This is a genomic window from Pseudoalteromonas galatheae, from assembly GCF_005886105.2.
In the GTDB taxonomy this organism is placed as follows: Bacteria; Pseudomonadota; Gammaproteobacteria; order Enterobacterales; family Alteromonadaceae; genus Pseudoalteromonas; species Pseudoalteromonas galatheae.
The window spans coordinates 820,002-833,245 of record NZ_PNCO02000001.1 but is presented as its reverse complement, the minus strand read 5'-3'; the positions used below and the strand labels follow the sequence as shown (position 1 = coordinate 833,245).

Here is a 13,244-nt window from a genome sequence, read left to right as displayed (position 1 = left end):
CTTGCTCGCAACCTAATATCAAAAGAGACGCCAACGCCTTTTTTTAATTTTTACTTTATGAACCCAGTTAACCTCAATGGTAGTGACGGCAAGTACATCTCGAGACTGCTTTGAAATAAGTTCATAACTTAAACTCTCATCAGAACTAAAGTCTAACTCATATTTAAAAGTGTCTGTTTTAGCCCAGCATTGTAGGATTTTTTTCGACAAACTTTCTCGAATACAGTAGTCACCTTCAGTTGGTGCATTTACGGTTACTTTGACGTCCGCATAGCAGGTCCTCCCCTGGTTCAGGGCAACACACTTGCTTGGTACGGCATGGAGTATTCCCACTGAGACAGTTTCTTCGGCATGTAGCAATTCACTAAATAGCAAACCTAGAAACAACACTATCCATGTGATTAATTTAGAAAACATACTTCACCCCAGTAAAAAACACTCTAGCGTGACGAGAGCGAACTAAGGGGCTATCTAGCGTATCTTGCGATCCAACCAACCAAGATGCACCAGCGCTGAACACCCAATCTTCTGCAATGGGATAATTAAGCTGCATTTGTGCAAATGCAGAGGCTGAGGCACCGGGTTTATAGGGAGAAAGATACTCATTAACTTCAGCCTCAGAAACACCGTAAAAGTAGCTATGAAAATTACTAGAATAATAATTAGCGCCGAAATTTAGCCACAAATCCCAGTTTCTTAATTCAAAGTTACGTGTTGCTTCAAGGTGAAACACCCAACCATTGGTATCTCCAAAGACATCATAAACAACTTCAGCAACAGCAAGAAACTTTCCAACATGGCGATAATAGGAAAAACCTAGTGAATTGTCTTGTTTACGCTCTCTGATCCCTCGCAGCTCAGGCACAACATCGTCACTCTCATAGTAACCGCGCTCCGAAAAAGGCAACATATAGCTGCCATAAATGGCATCTATTCCCCACTCACCATTATTGATAATTTGGTAACCAATATCCGATCCGCCAAAGAAATCCCCTGAATGAGTATTGAGGTAAAAGTTTTTATATTCTATTTTTGCATCAACAAGGAAGGTACCGTGTTTAAATGAAGAATCCGTACCAACCAAAGCCGGCATAGTCATATCAACATAGAAAGCACCAACACTCAGCTGCCAAGCAAACTCGCCGTCGAGCTCATCATCCCGTTCTTCGCATATTCCGTAAAACGGTAATAATAAACTGATTATTATAAGTAGTTTATTCATGGTTCCATTTATCTAGCGCAGATGTGCCTAAATTCTACCCGAGATCATACCTGACCCATTTATGACCAACAAGCTTCTTCTCTATTTTTTAACCATAAGCATAAATTAACTTTATTTTAATTAAAAGTTCACATAAATTATTTTAAATAGCGCAATTTGCTTTTAGCAGAAAAATTTGCGTTCACATAAATTAAAATGAATAGAGGCAACTCATGAAAAAATATGTACTCCCTATAGCGCTACTAGTTGCAGCAGGTCAAAGCCACGCATTTAGTCAAGAAACACATAAGCGTATCGTAATCGATGCGGTGGACTACATGGCACAAAATCCAACAACGACACAGTATGCGAAACTACAAGCCTATGCTCAAGCTAACGGCATGTCTGTATCGCAGCTCGCCAATGTACTAGGTCAGGCAGCTTATGATGTCGATGACTTTGAAGATACGTTTTTTTGTGGCGCTATTACGGGTGATTGTGTACAGGCACCTCTTTGGGGGGCAGCTGAAAGCATAGTGAAATATACTAGCTACTGGCACTTCCAAAACCATACTCAAGGAGCTGATACTCACGGTAATGACTTCGGTGGTTATAATTATCAAAAGCTAACCGTGTGGGGCTCTGTTGATACAATGGCGGCTACTTGGTTAAAAGGTGACTATTTAGACGATGGTCATGGCGGAGAAACGGGTTGGTTCAGTGCTGATGACACTAAATACGATAGTTATGGGGTCACAGAAAAGCACTATCGCATTGATAGTCATTCAACATACAGTATGTACGATGATTTTGAAGAAATGCCTTTTCAACCGATTGATAACTTAGGTCAGTATTGGTACCAAAGTTATGTGCAAAGCGGAAACCCACAGGTACTCGGCTTTGTATTTCACACCACGGATTTACTGCAACCACACCATACTTGGACAACATCAGCTCTGAATCATGCTGGCTGGGAGTCTTGGGTAAAAGACTATTATGATCAAGAATCATTAAATGATTTTACTTTGGTCAAGCAAGCAATGAATAGTTTTAGTGCGGTTGATACTAACTCAACAGACATCCGCCCATTACTAACCCAAGGCGGCGCTTTCTCCTATTCGCAAGGTGGCATCGTATTGAATTCTGAGGATCATTACGACCGTGTGAATACAGGAAAACAAGTGATCCCACATGCGATAGCTATGGTTGTTCACTTACTCAATCACGCGATGGACGTGAGATAATGCGATTTTTTTTACTTCTCTTGGTAAGCAGCTATTGCTTACCAAGCTTTGCCTCACCAAGTATACCTAAAGCCCTGACGCCTTTGGTTCACCAACTCTATCTTGAGCAAGGTCGAAAGCTATCTAAAAAGCAAACTGCGGCGCAATTGCTTGAAAACCAATTTTTATTATTCCAAGCGAGGCAACTTAACCCAAGTATTTTGGAACGCCAATCTAACGTTGGTTTCAGCACCGAATATCACGTCGATAAGTTTCTCGCAAGCTCACTCTTGCACTGGTTCCCAGCACTTTCTCAGCTTGAAAAAAAACACTACCCCTTGGTATTTGATAAAAATCAAATGCTCTCCTTACTGGGTCAGTACCCCGCTGACGGGCAATATACTGCAGAGCAATTACTCAAATGGCAACAGCAGCAGCTAACAAAATCAGCGCCACTGACACTTGCTCAAGTATTACACAGCCAATCAATGCAAAATCGCTTTAAACTTCACCAAGGAGAGCTCGCGTTACTGCAAGCTATTGTCAATCAACATCTCAATCAACAGGCGCTATTTACCGCCGCAAAACCTTACGTGGCAAAGCAAGGTCTGACAATAGAACAGTTACGACAAGTGGTAACCGCAGAACTATTGAGGCCGAGCATGCTGGCATTTCTTGGTGTTAAGGAAGAGATGCACGGTGCAACGAGCCAGTATGTTGATGCCCTAAGAAGTGAAATTCCAGAAAGTGCTATCGCGAAGTATTATGAGCGTCATAAGAAGAGATTTAAATACATCAAACAAGTCAGTGCAAGCGCAGCAAAGTTCCCCGAACAAAAAGCCGCACAGCAATTTAACGAATATGCAAATGCACACTCATGGCAACAAGCCGTCGCTAAATATACTCCCAATTTAATATGGCAAGCCAAACTCATTCCGCTGACGCGCCAAAGCACGCCAAAATGGGAAACACAGCTGGCGTTTAGTAACCAACAGGGCAAGATAACGCCTAGTATTCGCACGCCAAGTGGCGAATGGCTGGTATTGTATAGCCAATCACCGATATATGATTACTACGATGTGAAAAGTGAAACAGTACGCTACCAAGCACTGCGAGCACTAACCCAAGAGTTTGCTCAGCACAAATTCGAGCAAAATTATATGGCTTGGAAAGCAGCAAACAGCGGAGCGGTAATATGAAGTATTGGCAAGCATTGATCGTTATATTCCTTGGGGCAGTGATCGCTGCATTCACACTGCGTTTTGCCAACATCAGTTGGCAAAACGCCACATATAACGCCCTATCACAGGCAGAGGCTGAGCCCGAGCCGGAGAAAAGAGCTGAAGCATTAAGCGCACCAATCAATACTTATGCTCCACTCAACTCAAATGCCAAGACCTCACGCAAAGCTGTTAAGTCGATCACGGATCCTGAATATGTGCCGCCAATAAGCCGAGTCGAAAAGCAGAAGGATAATTTTCAGGGCGACTTGTCGGATACTAATGCCTACCAAGCGTATTTGGATCAAAAAGACGCCAAGTTAAAACAACAGTATATTGCGGCCGTCGATGTCAAAGTAGAGCAAATAGAAACACTGCTAGCGCGTGGGATTAAAGAGGGATTACCACAACAACAGTTACAAGAGGCAAGAGATAAAATCAATGCACTTAAAGACATGCAAAGTGAATTACGTATTGAACTAAGTGAACGTGATAACAAATAAAGTTAGGCAGTAGCTCCACTCGCCTAACCCCCTGCCAAAAGCGAAAACAATTAACGTACCTGCAGCTGAACCTTGCCGCTAGCCACATTAGGGTTTTTCATCACCGCATTGAGGACTACATCTTGTTGACCTCCGTGATAATAGCTAATAATTTCTTCCAGCACTTTTTTGGGAGTACTTGGATTCATCGCAAGTGCAAGGTGGGTAGCAAAGTCTCGTTTTAGACTCAAATAAGTTAGCGTGTTTGGTGCCGTCGCGGGGTTTTGTGCAACAGCTATATCTATCACATCGCCACTTTCAGGGAGATAAGAAACCAACGCTTCGAGTTGCTGAGCTGAAGTGTGACTGTCTTTGGCTTGTTTTAACACTACAACATGTTGATTCATGTGTAATAAGATATAGATCGCAATGCTGACAACACCTCCCCAAAGCGCTAAGTGTGTATATTTGATGCTCAGAACTAAGCCATCGACATGCATATCATGACGGGCAGCATGCATTTTCAAAAAGAAATAGCTAAAAATGGCGCTGAATAGAAAAACCAAAAAACTATGAATTAGCATGGCGTTTACACCAGCATCTTGCGAAAAGGGAGAAAATGGCACCTGGTGATGAAATTGTGCAGACATCCGAAACAACAGGGTATAAAATCCCCCCGCAATGAGTAACGATAACCCACCTGATTTCAACAACAATATCAGCTTATCTTTTAGTTCCATTCTTCATCTCAACGCAATATTTTTCTTCTACCATACAAGTAACCCGCTAAAAACACTACACAGATAACCTAAACAGCACTAAATTCACAGCCAATAACCCAACTTAGCCTTCTTTGAGCAAGTGGATGAAATACAAACCATACAGAGTAAAATCAGAAATTAGACAAAAAAAGCCGCCTTGCGACGGCTGGTTGGAAATCAATAGATTAGCTTAATATTACTTGCTCTCAAGTAAGTTGCCCGAGCCAATTTCTATTTTTCTTGGCTTCAGTGCTTCCGGTATCTCACGCTCGAGATCAATAACCAGTAAGCCGTGCGTTAGGTCTGCACTTAATACTTTGACGTGATCACCAAGTTGGAATTTGCGCTCGAAACCGCGCTCGGCAATACCTTGGTGAATAAATTTACGCTCTTTAGCTTCGTCAGCCGCTTGCTTTTGACCTTTCACAGTCAACGTATTGTTTTCTGACTCCAGCGTTAGCTCTTGCTCGGTAAATCCTGCAACAGCCATGGTAATTTGGTACTTGTCTTTACCTAGCGCTTCAATGTTGTATGGTGGATAGCTAGGTTGTTTATCTGTTCTTGCGGCAGCATCCATCATAGAAGCTAAATGATCAAAACCGATAAATGAACGATATAATGGTGATAAATCTACTGTACGCATAATTTTGTATCCTCTTAAAGCTATACATAGGTGCTCACTCTTCAAAAAGAACAAATAAGCACTTTAAAAACAAATGGTTATTTAATTTATGAGGCCCTATCGGCGTCCTCATAAAGCTATTTATGGCCAGCAAATTTATTTTCAAGGAAATTCTTTTAAAAATTTTCAACTTTTATAAAAAATCTTTTTAAAACAGACAAGTATATTTTTTCTATCACATGTAGGTCGCTGAGGGATAGATGTTCATTCACTTGATGAATTGAATCATTCTTTACCCCGCATTCGATCACTTGCGTTTTTCCGGTCGCGAAGAAGCGTCCATCAGAGGTGCCGCCTGCAGTACTTAAACTCGGATATTGCCCCGTTGTTTCTTGGATTGCTTGCTCTACCAGAGTTAAAAAGCAGTTTTCTTGCTTCGCGCCGGTGTAAAATGATTCACAAGGCCGCTCCCAACAGATCTCCAACTCAGTACCGGATTTAGCCAGAGACTCCTGAATGTACTGCACTACTTCTTGGCTTTTGTAAGCATGGCTGTAACGAATATTAAAAGTGATTTCACACTCTGCTGGTACTAAATTATCCACGATATTTGGAACTGTGATCCCGGTGACTTGCAGCGTGGTTTGCGATCCCACTTCATCTTTCCACCAAGGTAAAAGCGCGAGTTGACTAACTAACTGGCCGGCGACGTGAGCCGCATTAACGGTGTGTTCTGGATACGCCACATGCCCAGCCTTTCCTTTAACGTGAATACGTCCTGAAATGGCCCCGCGACGACCATTTTTTACCGTATCTCCCACCACTTGGTGTGAAGTCGGCTCCCCAACCAAACAAGCATCTAGCTCAATGTCATTTTCCACTAACCGCTCTGCGATCAATTTGGAACCAAACTCCGCTTCACCTTCTTCGTCAGACGTGAGCAACCAGTAAAAGCTTCCTTGTAATTTTTCGCGGTGCTGAAGTAATTCTTTGGTTGCAGCAAGCATTGCCGCAACACCACCTTTCATATCTGCAGCTCCACGTCCATATATCACGCCATCAACAATCTGCGCACTAAATGGCGGCACAATCCAGCCTTTATTATTTGCAGGCACAACGTCCACATGACCAGAAAAAGCAAAGGTGGGTCCTTCAGAGAAATGATAACTCGCAATTAAATTCTTTACTCCTTGCACCTCAAACTGCTCAATAGTAAAGCCCAGCGCGGCGAGTTGCTCTGACATAAAAGTGATAGTACCTGCATCACACGGCGTAACTGAGGGCGCTTGGATCAAGTGCGTTAATATCTCTGTGACGTAAGATGAGCTAAGATCTTGATATTGTGTTGCTAGTGACATAACTAAGAATGATTTGTAGATGAAATCTAGCAATTATTTAAAGATGAAACTTTGACCACAGCATTGCAGTTTTAATGCAAATTAATGACATCGAGAAAACTTAATCTAAATCAAACTTTCAAAAATTTCTGAAAGCTTACAATTTAAAAATTGATCTAGAACAGTTTTTCATTTTTTGAACCCTTTTAAGATGGCTTCATTGAAAACACACACTGTTTCACAGTTTAAAAATGTCCTCACATAGGGTTAGGAGAAGAAAATGAAAACTTTAAGCGCTGCACTTTTATCTACTCTGCTAGTTGCTGCTCCCTTCGCACACGCAAATTTCAGTGTTAATGTTGGTGCTATTAATGTAAACCCTGACAACACGGCTTCTGCCATTGATCAAGATAACTCGCTAGGCTTAGTCGCTGATTCAAATACTCAGCTTGGTATCACTCTTGATTACCACTACAGCGATAACATCGTGTTTGAACTAGTTGCGGCAACACCATTTTCCCATACCGTAGACGGTGCTGGTGGCTTGGCTGGAGCTGAAATTGCAGACATCAAACACTTGCCACCAACGCTACTTGCGCAGTACCACTTCTTTGATTCGAGTGCCAAGTTCCGTCCATTTATCGGTGCAGGCCTAAACTACACAGTATTCTTCGATGAAGAGCCAAGTGCAGCACTTAAGGCAACGCTAAAGACTAACGATGTGGAAGTTGATTTAGATAGCTCTTTTGGTATCGCATTACAAATTGGTTTTAACTACGACTTAAATGAAAAATGGGGTCTACACGGTATGATCTCCAAAATGGACATCAATACCGACGCAACAGTGTACGCAAACGGCGTAAAAGCATTGACTTCAGACGTTGAGATAGACCCTGTTGTGGCTATGTTCGGTGTGAAGTATAAGTTCTAACACCTAAGTAGTTTAAATCACAGATTTACTGTTACTTTCTCAATCCCCAAGGCCACTGATGTGGCCTTTATAATTTATATATTACTGTTTTTCTTTGCCTCTAACATGGCTTTCCAATGCATAATCTCAGGAGATAAAATAGGTGCTTCACCGTTAAACCCTGCCACTTCCAACATTTCCTCAACTGTAACTACCCCACCTTTGCGCTTGAATACTCCACGAACATACGCAATCGCATGTAGTCCACGCTTCGAATGAAATCGCTGCTCAATGTAAAAATATTTATGATCCCACCCCACCACCTTAGTGGTAATGGTAAACTTTTGCAGTGGTTTGATATCACGAATATAAGTAATCGCCGTTGCGTTCACAATTGGAAACCAGCGGCGTTTCATCACAGCTGCAAATAATCCAACTCGCTCTGTCATCCAAGTACGTGCCAAGTCCATGAACGCAAGATATCGAGAATTGGTCAAGTGCATATTAATATCACAGTCACTTGGTAGGGCACGATACTCAATATCTATCGGCGATAAAATGGAATCTGCTATTTGTTTATTCTGTCTTATTCTCCAAAACAACAGCAGTAAACGGAAATATAAATTCATAACAATGGTCTTACCAGTTAATAATTTTTCGATTCTAGCATAGCAATTCATATTCTAAAGTGATTATTTTGCTACGCTTACTTCTATAACCGATACATTGCTTTGACCCTTAGTTGCGGTAATGCTCTTGGTAAACTAGATTAATATCCTGAGCTTCGAAGAATGAGCGCCTTACTATCATGGCGAGAGAAGCCTGCAAAATAAGTTTAGAAACAACGAATTAGGCTTGGGCATGGCCAAGTCTATAATTAATAATAGCTAAAGTGAAGTCGATGAAAAAATTTTCCCTTTTTACTTATTTTACCTTGTTACTTGCCTTTTCCAGCGTGTGCTACGCAGACTTTGACTTTAAAGGAGAAGGCACATTAACTTACCCAACTGGTGTAGAAAAAGCGTTTGAGTTTGGTTTTGCTTGGAACAAACAGACTGAACAATTTCGCATAGGTGCGAATCTCTATGACATGTCTGAATTACCAGAGTCATACTCTGTCGCCATCACGCTAAGTAAAGACGATACCCGCGTTTGGATCCAAGAGTTCAATCAAGGTTTTATTTCTGAGTTTAAGTGGCAAATTGCAGATCATCACATCTCTCTTGTGAAAAAAGAGTTTAGTGACTCTGTGAAGGGTAATTACGTCTTGACAGTAAATGGGATAGATTATTTCTTTGCGCGAGATAACGTTAGTATCACACTCTCTTTTGAAGAAGATGGCATTAAGAATATTAAGGTCGATGGCGTGACAAAAGACATGGGAACCAAATCATAAGGGCCACACACACCGCATGGCCTTCAGATCATACCTTGACTGTTTTTCTGTTTATCCCATACTCACGCAGCTTGTTGGCAACGGCTGTGTGACTCAATCCCAAACGTTTCGCCAGCTGTCGTGAACTTGGATAAGCAGGGTAAAGTTTGCGCAACAAAGTTGCTTCAAACCGCTTCACGGCTTGGTCTAACGTCCCTTCAAAGTCAGACTCCAAATAACCTAAGTCATGCGTAAAGGTCGGTAGGTTTAGATGCTCGGTACGAAGTTCTTTATCGTCAAGCAACGAAACTGCACGATAAATAGCGTTTTCTAGCTGCCTCACATTACCAGGCCACGGATAATTCTCTAAAAACTCAATACATTCTCTAGCAAGAGTTGGCGCTGGATGGCCATTTTGCTGGGCATATTTTTGTACAAAATGCTCAGCCAGAGGCCCGATATCTGCTTTCCTATCTCTGAGCGGCGCAATTTCAAGTGTTAGTACGTTAATACGATAGTAAAGGTCTTCTCTGAATGCACCTTCTTGCACCATTGCAGGCAAATCTTTTTGCGTTGCAGCTATGATGCGAACATTGACCTTAACTTCATTTTCGTCACCGACTTTACGGAAAGTACCATCTTGTAAGAAACGCAGTAACTTAGTCTGTAACTGTGTCGACATTTCACCCACTTCGTCGAGAAATACCGTGCCACCATCAGCCTGTTCTAATACACCGCGTTTTGGCGCTGCATTTTCTTCATATCCTGCGTAACCAAAAAGCTCGGATTCAGCAACGTCATCAGGTAATGAGGCGCAAGAAAGTGCGATAAAGGGTTTTAGCGAACGATTGGAAGCATAATGGCATGCTCTAGCCAGCAGCTCCTTACCCGTACCAGTTTCACCTGTGATCAGAATTGGCGCTTCTAGCTGTGCCATTTTTCTGGCTTCACGTACGACTCTGCGCATCGCTGTGCTGTGATTGTGAATGGTTGCAAAGCTTTCTTGACCATAACGACGAAATGCACTGACTTGTTGGCCTAATCGCGACTGCGACTTGATGTTAATTACCGCCCCTGCTAATACGTCACCTTCGATCCCCTGAGGTACCGAAATTGGCAAAATATCAGCAATAAAATCTTCCCCACCCACTTCTACTCGAGTCGTTTGGCCTAATACCTCTTTACCTTCTAACCAGCGGGTAAAATTAAATCCTTTCAAAAGGTTGTTAATATTAGCACCGATCACTTCCTTCTCAACCATGTTTAGGTCACGACAAGCTGCGTCATTGCAGTGACGAACCCAACCTTTAGCATCAATAGAAATTACGCCATCAGGCAAAGCGCTGAGCAAAGTATTCAACTCATTATGCTCACGTTCTGATGGTAAAAACGCGGTAGTACGAACATCTTCAACGCCATCAATTAAACGGATCTCAGGCATAATTTTCTGGAACTGTTCAAATTCGATGGGTGGAAAGCTCACGTACATTCGACAATTTACTGAATCAACTTCTATACCTTTTAAGTCGACACGGTAACTCACCAAGATATTGAGAATTTCTTGGGCAATACCAATACGGTCAGCGCAATGTATCTCTAGACGCATTTGTTCCTCAAAGCGGGTTTTAACAATTGATGAGATCATACTCTAAGAATAGCTGGCCGACTAGAAAAACGTAAAGAATATTGAACAGGATTTTGTCTACTTTCGTAAATTCTTACCCTATACTAATAGTGAACAGAAAAAAGTTGCTTATTAAAACACCTTTCAGCGCTTATTAAGTTTTTGATTTAGAAAATCATATTCTATTTCAAAAGATTGCAACGCATAAACACTTATAGATATAATACTAAAGAATTAAATAATGTATCTTTTTTGAAAGCAGGTTGGCCACTATGAAAAAAATACTAAGCTTGGTACTACTAATTGCACTCACAGCCTGTTCTGTAGAAGATCCAAATGAAACAGGGCCTTCTCAAACTGATAAAGATGAAGATAAAAGCCAGCAAGATAGAGATAAAGAGACACCCAATTTAAGTGTATTGTTGAAAAATGCAAACACAGCGCCCATCGCCGGCGCTAATCTCACTATAAATGGTCAATCGTTTACCTCAAATAGCGATGGCATGTTTGACTTATCGACTTTAGCTTATGGTACTTATGTTGCAGAAGTATCTCACCCAGATTACTTGCCTTTGGTATTTACGTTAGCGAATCAAAATAATAACGAACACCAACTCTCGCTTGAACTAAAAGCCAAATCGAGCACCCTAAAAACCATACTTTTTGCTGGTGATACCATGTTTGGGCGTCGTTATTTCAACCCAAATTTAATTACGATGGGAAATTCATTGCCAAGCACACCTGACGGACTGATCCAACCTCAAAGCGCAGGTCCTGATGCCCAAGCGCTAGTAAAGTTTATGCATCCTTTATTTAAAAATGTTGATTTTGCTTCGGTTAACTTGGAATCTCCAATCTTAAAAAACCCAACCACGGTCCACCCAAGTAAAGAGTTCGCATTTTTTAGTTTGCCGGAATCATTAATTGCCCTCAACGATTTGGGTATTGACTACGTAGCTCTTGGCAATAACCATGTCTATGACTATCGAGCTCCAGGACTTAACGATACCTTGAAGTATGTTGAACAAGCAGGGTTTAAACACAGTGGCGCTGGCATAAATGCGACCGAGGCATTCAAGCCTTATAGTTTAAGCCTTGGTGAAGCAACCATAGATTTTGTCTCGGCGACTTCTATAACTGGCGACCAACATACTGTTACATACGTGGCATCAGACGCTAAAGGGGGCGCTGCCGATCTGACTGACACCAGCGGCATTAGAGAAACGGTGGTTCAGGCCAGTAACAACGGCCGCTTTGTTGTAGCTCAACTACATGGTGGTGATGAGTATGCTTACGCGCCAACAGCGTATATTTCAAACCGCTTTGATTTACTCTCCAACAATGGCGCTAGCTTAATGATCGCGCATCATCCTCACGTTGCACAAGGGTTTGGACTATACAATGGCGTACCAACCATACTTGGGCTGGGCAACTTTGTGTTTGAGCAAAATCGTCTTGAGACCTTTTTAGGACTGATCACTGTTGTCGAATTAGAAACCGCAGGCACTCCTAAAATCAGTGCATTAAAAGCCTATCCCGTTTATCTAGAAGACTATGTTCCTAAGTTTGTAAGTGGCGATCTTGCCAATGCCCTACTAAAACGCATCGCTGAATTTTCTTCACCCGAAATTGGTATCTCATTGCGCTCTGGATTTGCAGAAGTCACCTTTGATAAACCTATTCAAGCAAAAGAAATCGAGCAAAAAGTCATTACCTTGGAAGCCGGTGAGCACATTGTTGATTTACGCCAATATTCAAACAGTGCTGAGTTTCTTAGCAAACTCACTTCTAGTAATGCTCAAGCAGAGCTTGTGCTTGGTCGCGACTTATTGTTCTTTGGCGATTTTGAGGACTGGGACAGCGATGACGAAAAAGGAGAAGTCTCTCGTTGGTTGATTGAGGCTGACGATATCGCGCCCTGTTTAGTCGGCAAATATCGAGGTTCACAAGGGCTCTGCTTACAGCGAACACAATTTAATGAAACGCCAACGCGTGTGCCATTCAAGCATACTATTCGCACCATGCCAATAACACCAGCGCCGAGCACGGCAAAGGCTTACCATGAGCTGTCACTTTTTGGTTATGCTAAAGGAGACAATGCAGGTGAATTCAAGGCCGATATCCGCATCTTAACTTCAGAAGATAGCCTTATCTTTTCCGAGTCAACGCCACTGTTAAAAACAGCTGGCAGCTATGACTGGCAAACGTTTAGACAAGATATTACCTTACCTGACGATTCCATTGTGCTTGGCGATGAAGGACTGCCTGCTCGTGGAGTGCAGTTTGGCCTATCCATGGCACCACCAAGTAGCGGTGAAAGTGCCTTATTCTTAGATGATATTGCGATGATCTCGTGGCAGCGCCCACTAGAGCTTCAAAATGGTCAGTGGCAAAGCGCACAAATTCATGGCCTAGAATTTATTAAAATAAAAGTAGCGAAGACGACTGAGCTGACTCTCACTTTTAGCCAACAATAAGAGAATAAATAA

At 42.0% G+C, this 13,244-nt stretch carries 13 protein-coding genes; 6 read left to right on the top strand and 7 right to left on the bottom strand.

The genetic code is table 11. The features are described from left to right. Positions 1-18: 18 nt before the first annotated feature. Positions 19-417, bottom strand: coding sequence for a DUF3019 domain-containing protein (locus tag CWC29_RS03605; protein ID WP_128725518.1), 399 nt, complete (start codon positions 415-417; stop codon positions 19-21). Continuing rightward, positions 407-1,222 (bottom strand): MipA/OmpV family protein, encoded by an 816-nt coding sequence (locus CWC29_RS03600; protein ID WP_138522424.1) that lies wholly within the window; start codon positions 1,220-1,222, stop codon positions 407-409. The genes CWC29_RS03605 and CWC29_RS03600 overlap by 11 nt, the downstream gene beginning before the upstream one ends. A 212-nt stretch (positions 1,223-1,434) precedes the next feature. Between CWC29_RS03600 and CWC29_RS03595 the strand changes: the two genes are divergently transcribed. From CWC29_RS03595 to CWC29_RS03585, 3 genes are read left to right on the top strand one after another with little or no spacing between them, the layout of a single operon-like run. Further along, entirely contained in the window at positions 1,435-2,445 is a 1,011-nt protein-coding gene (locus CWC29_RS03595) for a phospholipase C/P1 nuclease family protein (protein WP_138522422.1), read from the top strand. Continuing rightward, the gene (locus CWC29_RS03590) at positions 2,445-3,623 is read left to right on the top strand and encodes a peptidyl-prolyl cis-trans isomerase (protein WP_138522420.1); all 1,179 of its coding nucleotides are present in this window, start codon (positions 2,445-2,447) and stop codon (positions 3,621-3,623) included. Before CWC29_RS03595 ends, CWC29_RS03590 begins: the two co-directional genes overlap by 1 nt. Then, positions 3,620-4,147, top strand: a complete 528-nt coding sequence (locus CWC29_RS03585) for a hypothetical protein (RefSeq protein WP_138522417.1) — start codon at positions 3,620-3,622, stop codon at positions 4,145-4,147. Before CWC29_RS03590 ends, CWC29_RS03585 begins: the two co-directional genes overlap by 4 nt. 50 nt (positions 4,148-4,197) lie before the next feature. On the opposite strand, the gene CWC29_RS03580 is transcribed toward CWC29_RS03585, so the two are convergent. The 3 genes from CWC29_RS03580 to dapE form a co-directional block, all read right to left on the bottom strand. Next, positions 4,198-4,866, bottom strand: a complete 669-nt coding sequence (locus CWC29_RS03580) for a hypothetical protein (RefSeq protein ID WP_128725513.1) — start codon at positions 4,864-4,866, stop codon at positions 4,198-4,200. A 217-nt stretch (positions 4,867-5,083) separates the two neighbouring features. Further along, positions 5,084-5,530, bottom strand: coding sequence for an Hsp20 family protein (locus CWC29_RS03575; protein ID WP_138522415.1), 447 nt, complete (start codon positions 5,528-5,530; stop codon positions 5,084-5,086). Between the two features lie 155 nt (positions 5,531-5,685). After that, positions 5,686-6,867, bottom strand: a complete 1,182-nt coding sequence (gene dapE / locus CWC29_RS03570) for a succinyl-diaminopimelate desuccinylase (protein ID WP_138522413.1) — start codon at positions 6,865-6,867, stop codon at positions 5,686-5,688. 259 nt (positions 6,868-7,126) lie between these two features. Here dapE and CWC29_RS03565 point away from each other — a divergent pair, with 259 nt between their 5' ends. Continuing rightward, on the top strand, positions 7,127-7,777 hold the full coding sequence (locus CWC29_RS03565; protein WP_128725510.1) for an OmpW/AlkL family protein: 651 nt from the start codon (positions 7,127-7,129) through the stop codon (positions 7,775-7,777). A 74-nt stretch (positions 7,778-7,851) separates the two neighbouring features. Here the strand turns inward: CWC29_RS03565 and CWC29_RS03560 are convergent, their stop codons facing one another. Next, the gene (locus CWC29_RS03560) at positions 7,852-8,385 is read right to left on the bottom strand and encodes an acyl-CoA thioesterase (RefSeq protein ID WP_128725509.1); all 534 of its coding nucleotides are present in this window, start codon (positions 8,383-8,385) and stop codon (positions 7,852-7,854) included. A gap of 272 nt (positions 8,386-8,657) precedes the next feature. Between CWC29_RS03560 and CWC29_RS03555 the strand changes: the two genes are divergently transcribed. Continuing rightward, positions 8,658-9,152: a hypothetical protein gene (locus CWC29_RS03555; RefSeq protein ID WP_167815410.1), complete on the top strand. Its 495-nt coding sequence runs from the start codon at positions 8,658-8,660 to the stop codon at positions 9,150-9,152. A gap of 28 nt (positions 9,153-9,180) precedes the next feature. Here CWC29_RS03555 and tyrR read toward each other — a convergent pair whose 3' ends face one another. Beyond that, entirely contained in the window at positions 9,181-10,737 is a 1,557-nt protein-coding gene (tyrR, locus tag CWC29_RS03550) for a transcriptional regulator TyrR (RefSeq protein WP_128725508.1), read from the bottom strand. A 290-nt stretch (positions 10,738-11,027) separates the two neighbouring features. Here tyrR and CWC29_RS03545 point away from each other — a divergent pair, with 290 nt between their 5' ends. Next, positions 11,028-13,232, top strand: coding sequence for a CapA family protein (locus CWC29_RS03545; protein WP_209319016.1), 2,205 nt, complete (start codon positions 11,028-11,030; stop codon positions 13,230-13,232). The last annotated feature ends 12 nt before the right edge of the window (positions 13,233-13,244 follow it).

Bases quoted from the DNA above. Each gene is read 5' to 3' on its own strand.
- CWC29_RS03605 (WP_128725518.1), bottom strand. From the start codon at position 417: ATGTTTTCTAAATTAATCACATGGATAGTGTTGTTTCTAGGTTTGCTA.
- CWC29_RS03600 (WP_138522424.1), bottom strand. From the start codon at position 1,222: ATGAATAAACTACTTATAATAATCAGTTTATTATTACCGTTTTACGGA.
- CWC29_RS03595 (WP_138522422.1), top strand. From the start codon at position 1,435: ATGAAAAAATATGTACTCCCTATAGCGCTACTAGTTGCAGCAGGTCAA.
- CWC29_RS03590 (WP_138522420.1), top strand. From the start codon at position 2,445: ATGCGATTTTTTTTACTTCTCTTGGTAAGCAGCTATTGCTTACCAAGC.
- CWC29_RS03585 (WP_138522417.1), top strand. From the start codon at position 3,620: ATGAAGTATTGGCAAGCATTGATCGTTATATTCCTTGGGGCAGTGATC.
- CWC29_RS03580 (WP_128725513.1), bottom strand. From the start codon at position 4,866: ATGGAACTAAAAGATAAGCTGATATTGTTGTTGAAATCAGGTGGGTTA.
- CWC29_RS03575 (WP_138522415.1), bottom strand. From the start codon at position 5,530: ATGCGTACAGTAGATTTATCACCATTATATCGTTCATTTATCGGTTTT.
- dapE (WP_138522413.1), bottom strand. From the start codon at position 6,867: ATGTCACTAGCAACACAATATCAAGATCTTAGCTCATCTTACGTCACA.
- CWC29_RS03565 (WP_128725510.1), top strand. From the start codon at position 7,127: ATGAAAACTTTAAGCGCTGCACTTTTATCTACTCTGCTAGTTGCTGCT.
- CWC29_RS03560 (WP_128725509.1), bottom strand. From the start codon at position 8,385: ATGAATTTATATTTCCGTTTACTGCTGTTGTTTTGGAGAATAAGACAG.
- CWC29_RS03555 (WP_167815410.1), top strand. From the start codon at position 8,658: ATGAAAAAATTTTCCCTTTTTACTTATTTTACCTTGTTACTTGCCTTT.
- tyrR (WP_128725508.1), bottom strand. From the start codon at position 10,737: ATGCGTCTAGAGATACATTGCGCTGACCGTATTGGTATTGCCCAAGAA.
- CWC29_RS03545 (WP_209319016.1), top strand. From the start codon at position 11,028: ATGAAAAAAATACTAAGCTTGGTACTACTAATTGCACTCACAGCCTGT.